This is a genomic window from Burkholderia sp. LMU1-1-1.1, assembly GCF_040675865.1.
In the GTDB taxonomy this organism is placed as follows: domain Bacteria; phylum Pseudomonadota; class Gammaproteobacteria; order Burkholderiales; family Burkholderiaceae_D; genus Rugamonas.
The window spans coordinates 206,986-224,261 of the sequence record NZ_JBEGHG010000078.1 but is presented as its reverse complement, the minus strand read 5'-3'; the positions used below and the strand labels follow the sequence as shown (position 1 = coordinate 224,261).

General features: G+C 66.6%; 16 protein-coding genes. 7 read left to right on the top strand and 9 right to left on the bottom strand.

Annotated elements, in window-relative coordinates; genetic code table 11:
• Positions 1-122: 122 nt before the first annotated feature.
• From MRBLMU1_RS30625 to MRBLMU1_RS30610, 4 genes are all read left to right on the top strand, one after another.
• Positions 123-1,301: a tetratricopeptide repeat protein gene (locus MRBLMU1_RS30625; protein WP_363510013.1), complete on the top strand. Its 1,179-nt coding sequence runs from the start codon at positions 123-125 to the stop codon at positions 1,299-1,301.
• A gap of 16 nt (positions 1,302-1,317) precedes the next feature.
• Positions 1,318-2,004: a GNAT family N-acetyltransferase gene (locus MRBLMU1_RS30620; RefSeq protein WP_363510011.1), complete on the top strand. Its 687-nt coding sequence runs from the start codon at positions 1,318-1,320 to the stop codon at positions 2,002-2,004.
• A gap of 184 nt (positions 2,005-2,188) precedes the next feature.
• Complete coding sequence (locus MRBLMU1_RS30615) at positions 2,189-2,473, top strand: CopG family ribbon-helix-helix protein (RefSeq protein ID WP_363510009.1); 285 nt, start codon at positions 2,189-2,191, stop codon at positions 2,471-2,473.
• An 18-nt stretch (positions 2,474-2,491) separates the two neighbouring features.
• A complete protein-coding gene (locus MRBLMU1_RS30610; RefSeq protein ID WP_363510007.1) occupies positions 2,492-2,752 on the top strand; it encodes a type II toxin-antitoxin system RelE/ParE family toxin in 261 nt (86 codons plus the stop codon).
• Between the two features lie 19 nt (positions 2,753-2,771).
• Here MRBLMU1_RS30610 and MRBLMU1_RS30605 read toward each other — a convergent pair whose 3' ends face one another.
• Positions 2,772-3,272, bottom strand: a complete 501-nt coding sequence (locus tag MRBLMU1_RS30605) for a DNA-deoxyinosine glycosylase (RefSeq protein WP_363510005.1) — start codon at positions 3,270-3,272, stop codon at positions 2,772-2,774.
• 129 nt (positions 3,273-3,401) lie between these two features.
• On the opposite strand from MRBLMU1_RS30605, the gene MRBLMU1_RS30600 reads away from it, so the two are divergent.
• The 3 genes from MRBLMU1_RS30600 (at position 3,402) to MRBLMU1_RS30590 (ending at position 5,330) form a co-directional block, all read left to right on the top strand.
• On the top strand, positions 3,402-3,839 hold the full coding sequence (locus MRBLMU1_RS30600; protein ID WP_363510003.1) for a DUF962 domain-containing protein: 438 nt from the start codon (positions 3,402-3,404) through the stop codon (positions 3,837-3,839).
• A gap of 79 nt (positions 3,840-3,918) precedes the next feature.
• Positions 3,919-4,839, top strand: a complete 921-nt coding sequence (locus tag MRBLMU1_RS30595) for a DMT family transporter (protein WP_363510001.1) — start codon at positions 3,919-3,921, stop codon at positions 4,837-4,839.
• Complete coding sequence (locus MRBLMU1_RS30590) at positions 4,839-5,330, top strand: GNAT family N-acetyltransferase (RefSeq protein WP_363509999.1); 492 nt, start codon at positions 4,839-4,841, stop codon at positions 5,328-5,330. Before MRBLMU1_RS30595 ends, MRBLMU1_RS30590 begins: the two co-directional genes overlap by 1 nt.
• Before the next feature lie 197 nt (positions 5,331-5,527).
• Here MRBLMU1_RS30590 and MRBLMU1_RS30585 read toward each other — a convergent pair whose 3' ends face one another.
• The 8 genes from MRBLMU1_RS30585 to hutU form a co-directional block, all read right to left on the bottom strand.
• Entirely contained in the window at positions 5,528-7,063 is a 1,536-nt protein-coding gene (locus MRBLMU1_RS30585) for a glycine betaine ABC transporter substrate-binding protein (protein ID WP_363509997.1), read from the bottom strand.
• Entirely contained in the window at positions 7,063-9,753 is a 2,691-nt protein-coding gene (locus MRBLMU1_RS30580) for a zinc-dependent metalloprotease (RefSeq protein WP_363509995.1), read from the bottom strand. The genes MRBLMU1_RS30585 and MRBLMU1_RS30580 overlap by 1 nt, the downstream gene beginning before the upstream one ends.
• Before the next feature lie 175 nt (positions 9,754-9,928).
• Entirely contained in the window at positions 9,929-11,146 is a 1,218-nt protein-coding gene (gene hutI / locus MRBLMU1_RS30575; RefSeq protein ID WP_363509993.1) for an imidazolonepropionase, read from the bottom strand.
• Positions 11,147-11,165: 19 nt separating this feature from the next.
• A complete protein-coding gene (locus MRBLMU1_RS30570) occupies positions 11,166-11,741 on the bottom strand; it encodes a HutD family protein (RefSeq protein WP_363509991.1) in 576 nt (191 codons plus the stop codon).
• The gene (locus MRBLMU1_RS30565) at positions 11,738-13,123 is read right to left on the bottom strand and encodes a formimidoylglutamate deiminase (RefSeq protein ID WP_363509989.1); all 1,386 of its coding nucleotides are present in this window, start codon (positions 13,121-13,123) and stop codon (positions 11,738-11,740) included. The genes MRBLMU1_RS30570 and MRBLMU1_RS30565 overlap by 4 nt, the downstream gene beginning before the upstream one ends.
• Complete coding sequence (hutG, locus tag MRBLMU1_RS30560; RefSeq protein WP_363509987.1) at positions 13,120-13,908, bottom strand: N-formylglutamate deformylase; 789 nt, start codon at positions 13,906-13,908, stop codon at positions 13,120-13,122. The genes MRBLMU1_RS30565 and hutG overlap by 4 nt, the downstream gene beginning before the upstream one ends.
• A 12-nt stretch (positions 13,909-13,920) precedes the next feature.
• Positions 13,921-15,468, bottom strand: a complete 1,548-nt coding sequence (hutH, locus tag MRBLMU1_RS30555; protein WP_363509985.1) for a histidine ammonia-lyase — start codon at positions 15,466-15,468, stop codon at positions 13,921-13,923.
• 13 nt (positions 15,469-15,481) lie between these two features.
• Positions 15,482-17,203 carry a urocanate hydratase gene (hutU, locus tag MRBLMU1_RS30550; RefSeq protein ID WP_363509983.1) on the bottom strand — a complete coding sequence of 574 codons (1,722 nt, stop codon included), beginning with the start codon at positions 17,201-17,203 and terminating at the stop codon, positions 15,482-15,484.
• Positions 17,204-17,276 lie beyond the last annotated feature (73 nt).

The window sequence follows — 17,276 nt, the reverse complement described above, 5'->3', positions numbered from 1 at the left end:
ACGCAACATGGATACCCGTTGACAGCACCGGATTAGCGGCAGATACTTTCCCCAAGCGGAACCCAGAGTCCGCTGCCTGGTGCGGCGCCGGCCTTGTGCTCCGCAGCAAAGGGAGACATGTCATGAAGCCATGGGCCATGCTCTGGTGCGCCGCCGCGCTCCTTGTCGGCGGCTGCGCCACCCAATCGCCGGCGCAACGCGCGCCCGCATCCGAACTATTCCACGACCAGCTGTTCAAGGCCCCCGCCGCGCCGATCGACACCAACGCCATCTTCGCCCTGAACGACCGCATGCGCGACTACCTCAAGCACGACCTCGGCCGGCACGGCGTCGGCCAGGACGCGCGCCGCGCGCTGTTCGACGCGCTCTACACGCGCGACCAGCTCAAGCTCGAATACGACTCGGCCATGACGCGCAACGCCGCCGAAACCTTCGACGCGCGCGCCGGCAACTGCCTATCGCTGGTGATCATGACGGCCGCGCTGGCGCGCGAGCTCAACTTCACGGTCCAGTTCCAGCAAATCCAGATGGACGAAAGCTGGAGCCGCTCGGGCAACCTGTACTTCGCCGCCAACCACGTCAACCTGGTGCTCGGCAAGAAGCGCACCTCCTACCTCGACGGCTACCAGGTCAACAACGCGAACGCGCTGACGGTCGACTTCATCCCGATCCCGCCCAAGGCGCGCGAAACCGCCCGCCTGCTCGAGGAACCGACCATCGTCGCCATGTACCTCAACAACCGCGCCGCCGAACTGCTGTCGGCCGGCAGCATCGACGACGCCTACTGGGCCGCGCGGCAAGCCGTCCAGGCGGACCCGGCCTTCATGAACGCCTACAACACGCTGGCCGTCATCTACCAGAACCACGGCGACCAGATGCAGGCCGAGCAGACGCTGCGCCACGCGCTGCGGTACGCGCCCAACAACACCATCTACCTGTCGAACCTGGCGCAGACGCTGGAGTCGCTGCAGCGTCCGGCCGAGGCGGCGGCGGTGCGCGAGCGGCTGGCGCGGCTCGAGCCTTACCCGCCGTTCCACTTCTTCCACCTGGGCATGGAGGCCATGCATCTCGGCGACTACGTGCGCGCCCGCAACCTGTTCGAGCGCGAGCTGGAGCGCGCGCCCGACTACCACGAGTTCCACTACTGGCTGGCGGTGAGCCACTACCAGCTGGGCAACCTGCGCGCCGCCGACAAGCACATGAAGAAGGCGCTGGAGAACAGCACCACGCGCGGGCAAAACGACCTGTACGCCGCCAAGCTCGACCGCATCCGCGCCTATGAAGCGAAAGTGATCAAGTAATGATATTCTGGAGGCAATGAAAGACAATGAACTCCTCGACCGCATCTTCTGGCACACGCTGACCGGCGCGCACGCCCGCCACGCCAGCGGCGACGGCGGCGCGCGGCGCTACACCGCCGGGTTCTCGCCCATCCTCGCCTTCGCCGACAGCGCCGCGCCGGACTTCGACGCGCTGCTTCCCCACTGCGCGCCGGGCGAACACTTCTACTGCGAAAACTGGACCGGCGCCGCCCCGCCCGGCTGGCGCATCGACGCGGAGACCACCATGTTCCGCATGGTGTGGGCCGGCGAAACGCCGGCCGAAGATCCCGCGCCCGAGGCGCTGCCGCTGCAAGCGCACCACGCGCAGCAGGCGCTGGAACTGGCCACCTTGTGCAAACCGGGACCGTTCGGCATCCGCACCATCGAACTGGGCGACTACTTCGGCTACTTCGACGGCGAGCGGCTGATGGCGATGGCCGGCGAGCGCCTGCGCGCGCCGGGGCTGTGCGAGATCAGCGGCGTGTGCACGCACCCGGACTACCAGGGACGCCGGCTGGCCAAGCAACTGATCGGCAAGCTGATCCGGCGCCACGCGCTGCGCGGCGACACGTCCTTCCTGCACGTGATGCGCGCCAACCCGGCGCACCAGGTCTATCTGCGCATGGGGTTCGAGGATTATCTGGAGACGGTGGTGCGGGTGGTGGTGCGGGAAGGCGCATGATTCGCCAAACCCGTTCGCTTGCGAGGCCAAGCCGCCCACCCTCTTCACCTTCGCGAATGCCGGGGGGCTATGTGCGGGATCTGCGCGTGCGCTGGGCGCTGGCGGAAGCCGGGGGCTCAAGCACCTCGACACTGTGCTGGCCGGGTGCTACTCTAATCACACCAACACCTCTACAAAACAGCCTATGTCTACCACATCACTCAAACTTTCAGAGGAACTCAAGCAGCGCGTTGTGACGGCGGCCGGCAAGCTGGGAATCAGCACGCACGCGTTCATGGTCGACGCGATCCGACAGGCAACCGATGAGGCCGAGCAACGTGCACAGTTTGTGGCAGAGGCTCATGCCGCGCGCGCTGACATGCAAAAAAGCGGATTGGGGTATGAGGCAGCCGACGTTCGCAGCTATCTGCGCGAACGACTCACCAACCAAAAATCTGAAAAACCTGTCGCGAAGTCATGGCGCAAGTAAGTTATTCGGATCAGGCGCTTGCCAACCTTGAATACATCAGCTGACTTTCTTTCCGATAACGGTTCCGATGCAATGGAAGCGCTCGATTTGATTGACGAAGCGATCGCAATCCTCGCCCGTCATCCTATGATTGGACGGTTAGTAGAATCGGGAATGCGTGAACTCGTTATATCCCGTAGCAAAACAGGCTATGTCGCGCTTTATGATTATGACCCGACCCACGATGCCATTCTGGTGCTCGCAATCCGTCATCAGCGCGAAGCGGGCTTCAAAAGGTAGCACCATAAATCTCGGAGTATTAAAGTACAACTCTCCAGCGCTCTAGCTTTTCCTCAAACGTCAGCGAAGCATGGGCGGGCGATGTCGACGGCAACACCACGGTGCGATAGCCCTCCGCCGCGAACTGCGGCGCGAACTTGCCCGAGGTCTGGCCGTTGAAGCCGACCGTCTCCAGCAACGGACACAACTCGCGCAACCGCGCGAAGTCGTTGGCCGCCGGCTTGCGGATCGCCGAGTCGAGACTCCCCTCGCGCTCGCACGCCCCCAGCACATCCCACAGCCCGAACCCATGCGCGAGCAGACGCGGCAGCCGCTGGGGGTACGGCAACGCCGCCAGCGGCTCGCCCGTCAACGCCGACAGGATCGGCCACAGCAAATTGCGCGGATGCGCGTAGTACTGCTGCGCGGCCAGCGAGGCGGCGCCGGGAAAGCTGCCCAGCACGAGGATGCGCGTGCGCGCGTCGATCACGGGCGCGAGGCCGGTCAGCGCGGAGGAAATCAAATCGGTGTCATCGGGCATGCCGGCATTTTACCGGAGCCGGCCACGGCGCGGCGCCCGCACAAGCGACCTCGGCCGCAGGCCCGAAAAACGGGTGTAGAATTTACCGGCGGCCAGACCGCGCCATAAAAACAATCGCAGGAGACCACCATGCCGCAACCGCGCACCATCGATCTGCTGCTCGCCAAGTACAGCGAGAGCCATCTGCATCCCACCAACGAAGTGATCCATTTCATCTGCGTGCCCGTCATCGTGTTCACCCTGCTCGGGCTGGTGTGGGCCATCCATCCGCTGGCGGCGGTGGCGGTGACCGTGGCCTCGCTGTGCTACTACTTCACGCTGTCCAAACCCTTCGCGCTGGGCATGCTGGTGATGGCCGCCGTCATGCTCGCCGTGCTGGCCGCGCTGCCGCAGCAGGCGGTCTTGCCGCTGTCGCTGGCGATCTTCGTGCTGGCGTGGATCGGCCAGTTCATCGGCCACAAAATCGAAGGTAAGAAGCCGTCGTTCTTCGACGACCTGCGCTTCCTGCTGATCGGGCCGCTGTTCGTGCTGGGCTTCCTGTACCGCCGCTTCCGGCTCGCCTACTAACTCGGGCTTGTCAACGAAGGGACCTCGCCAAAAAGATGGCCGCTAGGCAAGTTGCCAATAAGCCAGCTATACTTGTTCGATGTCCTCTCCATTGCTCTTCGTTATCGCCTGCCTAATCTGGGGCTCCACTTTCTTCGCCATCACCTTGCAATTGGGCGACGTCGCGCCGGCCGTCTCGGTGGCCTACCGCTTCGGCCTGGCCGCCGCCGCGCTGTTCGCCTGGTGCGCCGTGCGCGGCGACAAGCTGATGCTGCCATGGCGCGCCCAGCGCTGGCTGATGCTGCAGGGCGGCGCCACTTTCGCGCTCAGTTACATCTGCACGTATTCGTCCGAGCAATATCTGGTGTCCGGCCTGGTCGCGGTGCTGTTCGCGCTGATGGTGTTCTGGAGCCCCATCCTCAACCGCATCGCCTTCGGCACGCCGGTCAGCTGGCGCACCTGGAACGCCGGCATCATCGCCATCGCCGGCGTCACGCTGCTGTTCTTCCACTCGATCCGGGGCGCCTGGCACGACATCATGACCGGCGGCGAAGGCCATTTCCTGCTCGGCCTGGGGCTGGCGCTGACGGCCACCATCGCCAGCACCGTCGGCAACCTGATCGTCGTCAAGGTGCGCGTGGAGTCGTCCAACGTGCTGCTGACGATGGCCTGGTCGATGATGTGGGGCAGCCTGATCGTCGCCGCCTGGGTGCTCGCCAGCGGCCAGGCATTCACCCTGTCGAGCGAGCCGAAGTACTGGGGCGGCCTGCTCTACCTGTCGCTGTTCGGCTCGGTCATCGCGTTCGCCGCCTATTTCACCCTGATCCACCGCATCGGTTCGGACAAGGCCGTCTACATCGGCGTCGTCACGCCGGTGATCTCGGTGCTGTTGTCGATCCAGCTCGAACACTTCCGTCCCGGGCCGCTGGAATGGGCCGGCATGGTATTGTGTTTGGCGAGCGTCGCCTGGGCGCTCAAATCCGATTCCCCCGTCATAAAAGAAAGTGTAGAAGCAGCCTGATGAACAACTCCGACCTGACCATCCGCCCGGCCGAGCCGGCCGACGTCTCCGCCATTTTCGGCATGATCTTCGAGCTGGCGGTGTTTGAAAAACTCGAACACATGGTGGTGGCCAACGAGGCCATGCTGCACGAGAGCCTGTTCGGCGACAAGCCGGGCTGCGAGGCGCTGGTCGGCGAGGCCAACGGCGAGGTCGTCGCCTTCGCGCTGTTCTTCCACAACTTCTCCACCTTCCTGTGCAAGAAGGGGCTGTACCTGGAGGACTTGTACGTCAAGCAAGCCTGTCGTGGCCGGGGCTATGGCAAGCAGATGCTGGTGGCGCTGGCGCGGCTGGCGGTCGAGCGCGACTGCGGCCGCTTCGAATGGTCGGTGCTGGACTGGAACACCAACGCCATCAAGCTCTACGAGGGCATGGGCGCCACCGTCATGCCGGAGTGGCGCATCTGCCGCGTCACCGGCGAGGCGCTCACCGAGCTGTCGGCGCAAGCGTAAAAAAAATCCCACGCAGCGTCGCCGCTCGTGGGAGGAACCCGGTGTCAGTGGGAGGGAGATTGAATCAACGAGTTCACTATAGCCGCGCCGCCGGCGACTCGCCTCCCGCCTTACAAAACCTTACCCACCTTCAAATCTGCTTACATTTGCTTTACAAAAACGAACAGCTTGATTTAGCGAAAGATTGTCTGCGGGAATTACGGCCGATGTGAGCGGGACCGGACGGCGAACCGCTCCAGCAGCTCGAAGGCGGCCTGCGTCAGCAAGGCCAGCACGGCCGCCGGAATGGCGCCGGCCAGCAGCATGTCGTTGTCGTTCAGCGCCAGGCCGATGGTGATGCGCTCGCCGTAGCCGCCCGCGCCGATGAAGGCGGCGATGGTCGCCGTGCCCACGCTCATCACCGCCGCCGTTTTGACGCCGGCGAGGATCACCGGCAGCGCCAGCGGCAGCTCGACCAGCATCATGCGCTGCGACGGCCGCAAGCCCAGCGCCAACGCCGCCATGCGCAGCCCCGCCGACACCTGCAGCAGGCCGGTGCAGGTGTTGCGCACGATCGGCAACAGCGCGTAGACCACCAGCGCCACCAGCGCCGGCACGGTGCCTATGCGGCCCAGCAAGGGAATCAGCAGCGCCAGCAAGGCCAGCGACGGCACGGTTTGCAGCACACCCGTCAATCCCAGCACCAGTTGTCGCAGACGCGGAAACACCGCCGCCATCACGCCCAGCGGAATGCCGATCACGCACGCCATCGCCACCGCGAACAGCACCAGCGTCAAGTGCTGGCGCGTCAGCGGCCACAGATTGCGGTCGAATATCTTGGCCAGCAGGCCATCGCGCGCGGCCGGTGGCGCTTTGGCGTCAATGGCGACGGGCGCGGTTCCCGCTGCTTTGGCGCCGCGCGCCGCCAGCCACTCGCGCGCGACATTGGTAAAGCTCTTGCCGTCGATTTCGGCGGCGGCGTTCATGGCGATCATGTCGTCCGCGCCGATGCGTCCCTCCAGCTGACCGATCGCCTTCCACGCGGCGGGAAAGCGCCGCGCCGCGTCGAGCCGGTACAGCAACACCGCGTCATAGCGCGGGAAGTAGGCGCGGTCGTCGTCCAGCACACGCAGTCCGTACTGGCGTATCTTGGCGTCGGTCGAATAGATGTCGATGACGTCGACCTGGCGCTGCATCAAGGCCTCGTAGGCGATGCCGTGATCCAGTCCCTCCGGCCGCTGCTTCAATCCATAGCGCGCGGCCAGTCCCGGCCAGCCGTCGGCGCGGCCGATGAATTCATGCGAGAGCCCGAAACGCAGCTTGTCGCGCGCGACCAGATCGCTCAGCTTGTGCACGCCCTCGGCGTCGCCGCGCGTCGCCAGCGCGTAGGTGTTGTTGAACCCCAGCGGCACCGCCACGCCCAGCCCCATCGGCGCCAGCTCGCGCCGTATCTGCTCCAGCGGCGCGGCCTTCGTATGTTTGAGTATCTCGAGATCGATGGTGCCCAGGTACTCCGGATAGACATCGATGCGGCCCGCCTGCAAGGCCGCCAGCACGATGGCCGTGTTGCCCAGCCCTTGCAGGTGGACGACCTTGGCGTGCGGCGCGGCCGTCTGCGTCAGCACCTCGCCGAGGATATAGGATTCGGTGAAGCGCTTGGAGCCTACGTGCAGCGTGCCCCCGTCCTGCGCGGTGGCCGCGCCGCCGATCGACAGTCCAAGCGTTAAGAGCGCCCCGCCCAGCCAGCCCCGCATCAGGTCCCCACCCGCAGCATCGGCGCCTTCAGCGCCTGGCTGAGCGTCTCGTAGCTTTCCGACAGATGCGCCTTGACCTCGCGACTGGCCTGCCGCGCCATCGCGCCGCGCAGCTCGCGCTGCAACGTCAGCGCGTTCTCGCGTTGCAGGCTACGCGCGTCGGCCGGCATCGACGGCGTGGCGCGCAGCAGCATGACGGCGACGCGCTTCAGATGCTCGCGTTGAAGATTGCGGCGCATGCCGGTGATCTCCTTGCCGGTCTTGAGTTCGCTCCACACCGCGTCCTGAACGGTGGTGTACAACTCGTCGAGGCCCAGGCCAAGCTTGGGGTTGTCCAGCTTCTCGCGCGAATCGACCAGCCGTATGGCGACGGCGTCGGACATCAGCTGATCGAGCACGCCGGCCTGCAAGCCCAGCACCCTGCCACCCACCGACACGTCGGCCTTGCCACGCGTGGTGAAGGTATCGGCGCCCAGGCGGCTGATCATCGCCGGGGTAAAGGTGAAGCTGTCGGTCTTGAACAGGCTATTGGTCAGCATCTGCAACGCCGCCCGCTGGCGCGGCAGCGGCACCGGGGTGAAAGTGGCGCGGCCGGTGCCGGCATGATCGCGCAGATAGGTCACCCCGCCCACATACTTGACCACCACCGGCATCGTGCGCGCGAACTGCTGGAAGCCGTAGTCGAAGCTGCGGCGCAGCGATTCATAGCTCTCGCCGGGTTTGAGCGTGCGGTTTTGTATCCGGTCCCACAGCTCGCGCGAAATCGCCAGACGGCGCTGGAAATAGGCCAGCGGATCGCTGCCCAGATCGAACACGTTCACGTCCGGATCGGAGTTGAAACCTCCCGCATCCTGGTCGGTGCCGAAGGCCAGCAGCGGTTCATTCGACCGGGCGGCGATCCTCGCCAGCTCCTGCTTCTCCCGCGCCGGCTCGATCGGCTTGTATGCGTACTCGATCGCCCAGTAGTCGTAAGGCCCCAGCGCGGACGTCACATACTCGCCCTGCCGCTCCCCTTTGAGCGCCAGGTTGAACGGCGTGTAATCCATCACCGAGCCGGTCATGCCGTTTTGTTTCGTGAAGGCCGGGTCCTGCAACTGCTTGATGCTGTAGATCGTCGACGAGCGGAAGTTGTGCCGCAAACCCAGGGTGTGGCCCACCTCGTGCATGATCACCGAGCGCACATACGCCTGCGCCACGGCGTCGGCCTCGGGGCTGCCCATTTCCAGCTCGCCGCGCGCCTCCAGCAGGCCCATGGCAAAGCCCATCTCGTCCCCGGATTGGAGCATGTAGTCGCAACGGTCTTCGTGCGCGGCGCCGTCGCCATGGGACGCGAAAGCGGCCGTCCCGTCCATCGCATCCTCGCTCACCACGCGCCGCACGGTGCGCGAAAAGCCGTCGGACATGCCGATGTCGGCATCGAGTATCTCGCCGGTGCGCGGATCGACCTGGCGCGGTCCGATGGCGAAGCCGACATCGCTGCCGACGAACCAGCGCACCGACGCGTGGCGAGCGTCCATGGTGTCGAAGTGGTCGGCGGCGGTCTGCTGCTTGACCACCAGCGCGTTCTTGAAGCCGATCCGTTCGAACGCGGCGTTCCAGGCCAGGATGCCCTGGCGCACCGACTCGCGGTACTTCTCCGGGATGTTCGCGTCCATCCAGTAGACGATGGGCTGCTTCGGCTCCGACAACGCCTGCGCCGGGTCCTGCTTTTCCAGGCGCCAGCGCGACACCATGTGCACCGCCGCCGTCGGCGTCACGTCATCCGAAAAATCCTGGTTGGTGGTGACGAAATGACCGACGCGATCATCCGCGCGGCGGCTCGCCATCGGTTCGGCCGGCAGCGGCATGAACGTGTAGTAGAAACCCAGGAACATGCTGCGCGGGTCCGGCAGCGTGGTCGGCGGACTGGCGATCGCCGCCGGGACGGTGGGCATGACCGGCGGCGGCGCCGGTATGCGCGGCACCGCATAATGCGCGTTGACCTGGAATCCCGTCATGGTCTCGTCGCTGCGCACCGACGTGAAGCTGCTGTTGCGCGCATCCATCGCGTACGGCAAGCGGAAGGCCGATTCCAGCTTGGTGGAGAAGCCGGGAATGTCGCCGAACAGCAGAATGTTCGCGTCCACCAGCACCGACTGGTTTTTCGGATTGGGCCCGCTCGATACCGGCGTGATCGCCAGCAGGCTGTCCGAGAACCCCTGCGCCACCACCTTCGCCTCGGGCGTGCCGCCGATGGCCTTGAACTGCGTGTTCTTGGCGATCATCTGCACCAGGTTGCCGATGCGGTGGAACGTCACCACCCGGCTGAAGCCCATCTGGCTGCCGTACACGCCCCGCTCGCCCAGCCCGTTGGGCATGTTCACGGACATGAACAGCGGACGGTCGAACTGGTCGGGCCGCAGCTCGATCCAGACCTTTTCTTCTTTTTGATACAGGTTGAGGAAGCCAGCATGCTGCTTGGCGCCGCGCACCAGCTCCGCGAAAGGCCGGGTGGCAGCGGGAGGCGCCACGGCCGGCGCGGGTGCGGCGGCCGGTTGCAGCGGCGTGGTGGCGACCACCGGCACGTCGGTCGAGGGCGCCGGCGCCGGTGGCGCGGGTGGCGCCGGCGGCACCGGCTCCTGCGCGAACGCCAGCGCTTGCGCGCCAAATGACAGCAGAACGGCGACGCGCAGCGATTTCAGGGCAAACATGGTGTTCCTGTTACAGGTTGGGGAATCCGGATAATGTAACCGAAAGCCCCGGCAACGGAACGTTTTTTTTAACCTGCACGGCCTGTGAAACCCGCAGGGCCGAGCGGGGTCGTACCCCTCGGGGTACGACCCCTAAGTGGTGACGCGCGCGTATCGCTGAAGGCTGGCCGGGTTTTCACGCCCGTGGCGAACGCCATACGCCGGCGTTGACGACGCCCGCGCACGGATTCATGCCGATGGCGTAGGACAGGTCGGCCGGCCGGGCAATGCGCCACAGCGCGAAGTCGGCGCGCTTGCCCACTTCCAGGGTGCCGATATCGCCCTGCCGCCCCAGCGCGCGTGCCGCGTGCGCGGTGCAGCCGGCCAGCGCCTCGAGCGGCGTCAGTCGCCACAGCGTGCAGGCCATGTTCATCGCCAGCAGCAGGGACGTCATCGGCGACGTGCCGGGATTGCAGTCGGTGGCGACGGCCATCGGCACGCCGGCCGAGCGCAAGGCGGCCACCGGCGGCGGCGTGGTATCGCGCAGGAAGTAGTAGGCGCCCGGCAGCAGCACCGCCACCGTGCCGGCGGCGGCCATCGCGGCGATCCCATCGTCGGTCAAATGTTCGAGGTGGTCGGCCGACAGGCCGCCATAGCGCGCCACCAGTTGCGCGCCGCGCTGGTCGGACAGCTGCTCGGCGTGCAGCTTGACCGGCAAGCCATGGGCCCGCGCCGCCTGGAACACACGCTCGGTCTGATCGTGCGAAAACCCGATCCGCTCGCAGAAGGCGTCGACCGCATCGACCAGGCCCTCCCGGGCCAGCGGCGCGATCATGGCGCTGACTTCGGCGATGTAGTCGTCGGCGCGGCCGGCGAACTCCGGCGGCAGCGCATGCGCGCCAAGGAAGGTGGTGGCGACATCGACTGGATAGTCGCGGCCGATGCGGCGCGCCACGCGCAGCATCTTCGCCTCCGATTCCAGGGTCAGCCCGTAGCCGGATTTGATCTCTATCGTCGTCACGCCCTCGGCCAGCAGGCTGCGCACACGCGGCAGGCTTTGCGCCAGCAATTCATCCTCCGACGCGGCGCGGGTGGCGCGCACGGTGGACATGATGCCGCCGCCGGCGCGGGAGATATCCTCGTAGGTGGCGCCGTTCAGGCGCGCCTCGAATTCATCGCTGCGGTTGCCTGCATGGACGATGTGGGTGTGGCAGTCGATCAGGCCCGGCGTCAGCCAGCAGCCATCGCAGTCATGCGTGGCGGCCGCCCGCGCATCGTCCGGCAGCGCGGCCCGTGGTCCCAGCCATGCGATGCGGCCGTCCTTGACGGCGATGGCGGCATCGCGGATTTCGCCGTAGCCCCCGTCCATGGTGGCCAGGTGCACATTGGTAAACAACACATCCCACGCGGTCATGCCATGCCTTCGGATTATTCTAGTTATTGATGATGTCGACCACGAACACGGTCGCCTGCGCCGCCTCGATGCTCCACACCTCTTCGGATTCGATCACCAGCATGTCGTAGCGCACCATGGCGATGCGCTCGCGCGCGCTGCTGACGGACAGGCTTTCTCCGTCGGCCAGGAACACCAGGGTGGTGCTGGCGCGCCGGTTCAGCTCCAGCGTGCCGCGCACGACGCACGCTTCGAGCCGGTGGCGGCAACGGCCGCGCCGCGTCATCACATTGAAATCGGTGGTGTTGGCGCCGGTGACGGTGGCGTGCACCGCATCCTCGCCGGCGAACTCGATCAGCGGCTCGCTGGGGCTGAGCACCACGCGCTCGTCGCCGAAATCGAGCAGCACGCCGTCGCCGTCGACCAGCGCCAGCGTGCGGTCGATGCCGGGAAAGGCGGAGAACGGGCCGTCCTGGGTGATCGTCGCCAGGCTGACGCGCCAGTCGAAATCGTCAAAACCGGCGCCGGGGGGAGCGACGGCGATTTCCGTCGTGCTGCCGCCGCCGTTCTTCCATGGCGCGGGCATCAGGCTTGCATACTGGATCAGCTGGGTCATCGGAACTCCCTCAGTTCGGCCATCGTCTGCTTGAAGCGCGCAGCGATCGCCTGCTGCGCCACGTGCTGCTGGTTGCGTACTACCCACTGGCCGCCGACCATGACGTCCTTGACCAGATTGTCGTTGCCGCTGAAGACGAAACTGCCGAGTATCTCGTCCAGCGCCAAGCCATACAGATTCGGGTGATCGTCATCGAGCACGATCACGTCGGCGCGGCGTCCGGGCGCCAATGCGCCCACCGGCCGTCCCGCCGCCTGCGCGCCGCCGCGCAAGGCGCCCTGCCACAAAAAGTCGCCGACATTGCGCTCCGTGGCCGACACCGCGATATTGCGGCGCTGGTGCTGCAGGCGCTGGCCGTATTCCAGCCAGCGCAGTTCCTCCACCGGGCTTTGCGAAATATGGCTGTCGCTGCCGATGCCGAAGCGGCCGCCCGCCGCCAGGAAATCCTCCAGCGGGAACAGGCCGTCGCCCAGGTTCGCCTCGGTGGTCAGGCACAGGCCGGCCACCGCGCCGCTGCCCGCAATCCGGTCGACCTCGTCGCGCGTCAGATGGGTGGCGTGCACCAGGCACCAGCGCTCGTCGACGGCCACATGGTCGAACAGCCACTCGACCGGCCGGCGCCCGCTCCAGTCCAGCGACTGCCGCACCTCCGGCTGCTGCTCGGCGATGTGGATATGCACCGGGCGGTCCGGCGGCAATGCCGCCAGCACGGCGTTGATCTGCCCCACCGACGCCGCGCGCAGCGAATGCGGCGCCACGCCGACCTCGGTTTGCGCGTCGCGCAACGGTTCCAGCGCCTCGATCACGCGCAGCACATCCTCGACGTCGGTCTTGAAACGCTGCTGTTCGGGTTTCAGGGCGCTTTCGCCAAAACCTGAATAACTATACAACACCGGCAGCATCGTCACGCCGATTCCGGCCAACCGTGCGGCGGCCAGCACCCGCTCCGCCGTCTCGGCCGGGCGCGGATACATGGCGCCGTCCGGCGCCCGTTGCACATAGTGGAATTCGCACAGCGAGGTGTAGCCGTGGCGCAGGCATTCGGAGAACAGCTGGGCCGCGATGGCCTCGATGTGCGCGGGGGTGATGTTGCGGGCGAAGCGGTACATCAGGTCGCGCCAGGTCCAGAAACTGTCCTGGACGCCGCCGGCCTGGTGCGGCCCGGCCTTTTCCGTGCGCCCGCCCAGCGCCCGCTGGAAGCTGTGCGAATGCAGGTTGATCATGCCGGGCAGCGCATATTCGACGGTTTCGACGGTTTCGGCGCCCTCCACGGCGGCGCCTTCGCGCACCGCCGTGATGGCGCCCGCCGCGTCCCACTCGATCAGCACATCGGCGCGCCAGCCATCGGGCAGCAGTGCATTCCGGGCAAAGAGCTTGCTCATCGGCGCACCCAGTCGGCGGCCGCCTGCGTCATCTCGCGCAGCAGCCCCCTCACCTGCCCGGCGCGGTCGGTCCGGTAACCGTACGGCGCTTCCTCATCCATATAGGTCGACTGGCACATCTCCAGCTGGATCGCGTGCACGTTCGCACCCGGTTTGCCGTAGAAGCGCGTGATATGCCCGCCCTTGAAGCGGCCGTTGACGGCCACGCTGAAGCGCTGCTGCGCCAGCGCGCGCGACACCACCGCTTCGCTCAGCCCCGGCGCGCAGCTGACGCCGTCGGCGGTGCCGAAGTTCAGGTCCGGCAGCTTGCCCTCGAAGAAGCGCGGCACGTGGGAGGCGATCGAATGCGCGTCCCACAGCGCCACAGCGCCGTGCAGCGCCAGCAACCGGTCCAGCTCCGCGCGCAGACGCTCGTGATACGGTTTCCAGTAGAGGCCCAGGCGGCGCTCGACCTCGGCCTGGTCCGGCACGCGGCCCTCCAGGTACAGCGGCTCGCGATGGAAGGTATCGACCGGGCACAAACCCGTCGTGTCCTGCCCGGGGTACAGGTTGGTGTTCTCCGGCGGCCGGTTCAAATCGATGACGTAGCGCGACCAGCGCGCCGACAAGGTCGACGCCTCCATCTCGCCGAGGAAATCGTACAGGCGCGCCAGATGCCAGTCCGTGTCCTGCTTGTCGACCGCGGCCGGCGTCATCGCCGCCGCCACGTCGTCCGGAATGTCCGTGCCCACGTGCGGCATGGACACCAGCAAGGGAATGCTACCTGCGTTGAACTGATAATCCATGGCGCTCCCCGGTTATGGATGCAGCGATGTGAACAACTCCTTGCACGACGCGCTCAACTCGCCGCGCATGACCATGCCCTTGGCGGCCTCGATATCCGGCGCGAAGAAGCGGTCCTGGTCGTAGACGGCCACCTTCCGGCGCAGCTGCGCATGCACATGCTCCAGATGCGGCGAGGTCGTCAGCGGACGATGGAAATCGATCCCCTGCGCCGCCGCCAGCAGCTCGATACCGATGATCACCGCCGTATTCTGCGCCATGTCGTCCAGACGGCGCGCCGCGTACGTCGCCATGCTGACATGGTCCTCCTGGTTGGCGGAGGTCGGGATGGTGTCGACGCTGCCCGGATGGGCCAGCGACTTGTTCTCCGAAGCCAGCGCGGCGGCGGTGACATGGGCGATCATGAAGCCCGAATTCAGGCCCGGCTCGCGCACCAGGAACGGCGGCAGGCCGGACAAGGTGGCGTCGATCAGCAGCGCGATGCGGCGCTCCGAGATGCTGCCGATTTCGGCGATCGCCAGCGCCAGCGTGTCGGCGGCGAAGGCCACCGGCTCGGCGTGGAAATTACCGCCCGAGACCACCACCGACAGCTCGCCGTCCTTGAACAGCAGCGGATTGTCGGTCACGGCGTTGGCCTCGATCAGCAGGGTGCGGGCGGCGTTGCCGATGATGTCCCAGCAGGCGCCCATGACTTGCGGCTGGCAGCGCAGGCAGTACGGGTCTTGCACGCGCTCGTCGCCGACCAGGTGCGAGGCGCGGATCGCGCTGTCGCTCACCAGTTGGCGGTAGATCGACGCGGCGGCGATCTGGCCCGGCTGGCCGCGCACTTCGTGCACGCGGGCGTCGAACGGCGAATCGCTGCCCTTGGCGGCGTCCAGCGACAAGGCGCCGGAGACCATGCCCGCCTCCAGCAGCCGCTCGGCCATGAACAGGCCATGCAGCGCCAGCGCCGTCGAGACCTGGGTGCCGTTGATCAGCGCCAGACCCTCCTTGGCGGCCAGCACCACCGGCGCGATGCCGGCGGCCTTGAGCGCGTCGGCGGCCGGCGTGATCTCGCCATTGAAGCGCACGTCGCCCACGCCCAGCATGGCCAGGGTCATGTGCGACAGCGGCGCCAGGTCGCCCGAGGCGCCGACCGAACCCTTGGCCGGGATGGCGGGCATGATGCCGGCGTTGTACAGCGCGACCAGGGTCTCGACGATCAGCGGACGCACGCCGGAGTAACCGCGCGCCAGGCTGCCGATCTTCATCAGCATGATCAGGCGGCAGACGGCGTCCGACAACAGCTCGCCGGTGCCGACCGAATGCGACAGGATCAGGTTGCGCTGCAGCTGTTCCAGCTTGTCGTCCGGGATGCGGGTCTTGGCCAGCAGGCCGAAACCGGTGTTGATGCCGTAGGCGGCGTCGCCCTTGGCCACGATGGCGCGCACGGCGGCGGCGGATGCCTCGATCACCGGCCAGGCTTCGGCCGCCAGCGACAGCGGGCTGGCGGCGGTCCATACGGCGCGCAGTTCGGACAGCGTCATCGCGCCGGGCTTCAAGGTCAATGCATTGGTGGTCATGTAGGTTCTCTGTTTACTTGATCATCGGGAGATCGAGGCCGTTGCGCTTGGCGCAGGCGACCGCCGTCTCGTATCCCGCGTCGGCGTGGCGCATCACGCCGGTGCCGCTGTCGTTGACCAGCACCCGCGCCAGCCGGCGCGCGGCGGCATCGGTGCCGTCGGCGACGATCACCACCCCGGAGTGCTGCGAATAGCCCATGCCGACACCGCCGCCGTGGTGCAGCGACACCCACGTCGCGCCGCCGGCGGTGTTCAGCAAGGCGTTCAGCAGCGGCCAGTCGGAGACGGCGTCGGTGCCGTCCTTCATGCTCTCGGTCTCGCGGTTGGGGCTGGCGACCGAGCCGGTGTCCAGATGGTCGCGGCCGATGACGACCGGCGCTTTCAGCTCGCCGCTGCGCACCATCTCGTTGAAGGCCAGGCCGGCGATGTGGCGCTCGCCCAGTCCCAGCCAGCAGATGCGCGCCGGCAGGCCCTGGAAGGCGATGCGCTCGCGCGCCATGTCCAGCCAGCGGTGCACCTGCGCGTGGTGCGGGAACAGCTCCTTGATCTTGGCGTCGGTCTTGTAGATATCCTCCGGATCGCCGGACAGCGCCACCCAGCGGAACGGACCGCGTCCTTCGCAGAACTGCGGCCGGATATAGGCCGGCACGAAGCCCGGGAAGTCGAAGGCGTTTTGCACGCCGTGGTCGAACGCCACCTGGCGGATGTTATTACCGTAGTCGACCACCTTGGCGCCCAGGGTCTGGAAGTCTAGCATCGCTTGCACGTGCACCGCGCACGAGGCGGTGGCCGCGTCCTTCAGCGCCGCGTGGCGCGCCCCGTCGTGCTGCGCGGCCTTCCATTCGTCCACGCTCCAGCCTTGCGGCAGGTAGCCGTTGATCAGGTCATGGGCGGAAGTCTGGTCGGTGACGATGTCCGGGATGATGCCGCCGGCCTTGGCGCGGCGCACCAGTTCCGGCAGCACGTCGGCGGCATTGCCCAGCAGGCCGATCGAAATCGCGTCGCCATTGGCCTTGTGCAGTTTGATCATCTCCAGCGCCTCGTCGATGCTGGCGGCCTGCTTGTCCAGGTAGCGGGTGCGCAGGCGGAAGTCGATGCTGCTTTGCTGGCACTCGACGGTCAGCGACACCGCGCCGGCCATGGTCGCGGCCAGCGGCTGCGCGCCGCCCATGCCGCCCAGGCCCGCCGTCAGCACCCAGCGGCCTTTGAGGTCGCCGCCGAAATGCTGGCGGCCCGCCTCGGCGAAGGTTTCGTAGGTGCCCTGCACGATGCCCTGGGTGCCGATGTAGATCCAGCTGCCGGCGGTCATCTGGCCGTACATGAACAGGCCCTTGCGGTCCAGTTCATTGAAATGCTCCCAGTTGGCCCACTTCGGCACCAGGTTCGAATTGGCGATCAGCACCCGCGGCGCGTCCTCGTGGGTCTGGAACACGCCGACCGGCTTGCCGGACTGGATCAACAGGGTTTGATTGTCTTCCAGCTCGCGCAGCGAGGCCAGGATCTGGTCGTAGCATTCCCAGTTGCGCGCGGCGCGGCCGATGCCGCCGTACACCACCAGGTGCTTGGGATTTTCCGCCACTTCCTTGTCCAGATTGTTCTGGATCATGCGGTAGGCGGCCTCGGCGCCCCAGTTCTTGCAAGTCAGTTCCGGCCCGCGCGGCGCGCGTATCTCGCGGCTGGCGTCGAAACGGGGATCGTGGTCCAGATGGTTGCTACCGCTAACTGGGGTGGGCATGGTATCTCGCTCCTTGAATAAGTGGGACCGATGGCGTGCGGACCGCCGCACGCCATCGGCGCATTCTCAAAGC

Bases quoted from the DNA above. Each gene is read 5' to 3' on its own strand.
- MRBLMU1_RS30565 (WP_363509989.1), bottom strand. From the start codon at position 13,123: ATGAGCAAGCTCTTTGCCCGGAATGCACTGCTGCCCGATGGCTGGCGC.
- hutI (WP_363509993.1), bottom strand. From the start codon at position 11,146: ATGACCGCGTGGGATGTGTTGTTTACCAATGTGCACCTGGCCACCATG.
- MRBLMU1_RS30570 (WP_363509991.1), bottom strand. From the start codon at position 11,741: ATGACCCAGCTGATCCAGTATGCAAGCCTGATGCCCGCGCCATGGAAG.
- MRBLMU1_RS30625 (WP_363510013.1), top strand. From the start codon at position 123: ATGAAGCCATGGGCCATGCTCTGGTGCGCCGCCGCGCTCCTTGTCGGC.
- MRBLMU1_RS30585 (WP_363509997.1), bottom strand. From the start codon at position 7,063: ATGCGGGGCTGGCTGGGCGGGGCGCTCTTAACGCTTGGACTGTCGATC.
- MRBLMU1_RS30595 (WP_363510001.1), top strand. From the start codon at position 3,919: ATGTCCTCTCCATTGCTCTTCGTTATCGCCTGCCTAATCTGGGGCTCC.
- MRBLMU1_RS30580 (WP_363509995.1), bottom strand. From the start codon at position 9,753: ATGTTTGCCCTGAAATCGCTGCGCGTCGCCGTTCTGCTGTCATTTGGC.
- MRBLMU1_RS30615 (WP_363510009.1), top strand. From the start codon at position 2,189: ATGTCTACCACATCACTCAAACTTTCAGAGGAACTCAAGCAGCGCGTT.
- MRBLMU1_RS30605 (WP_363510005.1), bottom strand. From the start codon at position 3,272: ATGCCCGATGACACCGATTTGATTTCCTCCGCGCTGACCGGCCTCGCG.
- MRBLMU1_RS30590 (WP_363509999.1), top strand. From the start codon at position 4,839: ATGAACAACTCCGACCTGACCATCCGCCCGGCCGAGCCGGCCGACGTC.
- MRBLMU1_RS30600 (WP_363510003.1), top strand. From the start codon at position 3,402: ATGCCGCAACCGCGCACCATCGATCTGCTGCTCGCCAAGTACAGCGAG.
- MRBLMU1_RS30620 (WP_363510011.1), top strand. From the start codon at position 1,318: ATGAAAGACAATGAACTCCTCGACCGCATCTTCTGGCACACGCTGACC.
- hutG (WP_363509987.1), bottom strand. From the start codon at position 13,908: ATGGATTATCAGTTCAACGCAGGTAGCATTCCCTTGCTGGTGTCCATG.
- hutH (WP_363509985.1), bottom strand. From the start codon at position 15,468: ATGACCACCAATGCATTGACCTTGAAGCCCGGCGCGATGACGCTGTCC.
- hutU (WP_363509983.1), bottom strand. From the start codon at position 17,203: ATGCCCACCCCAGTTAGCGGTAGCAACCATCTGGACCACGATCCCCGT.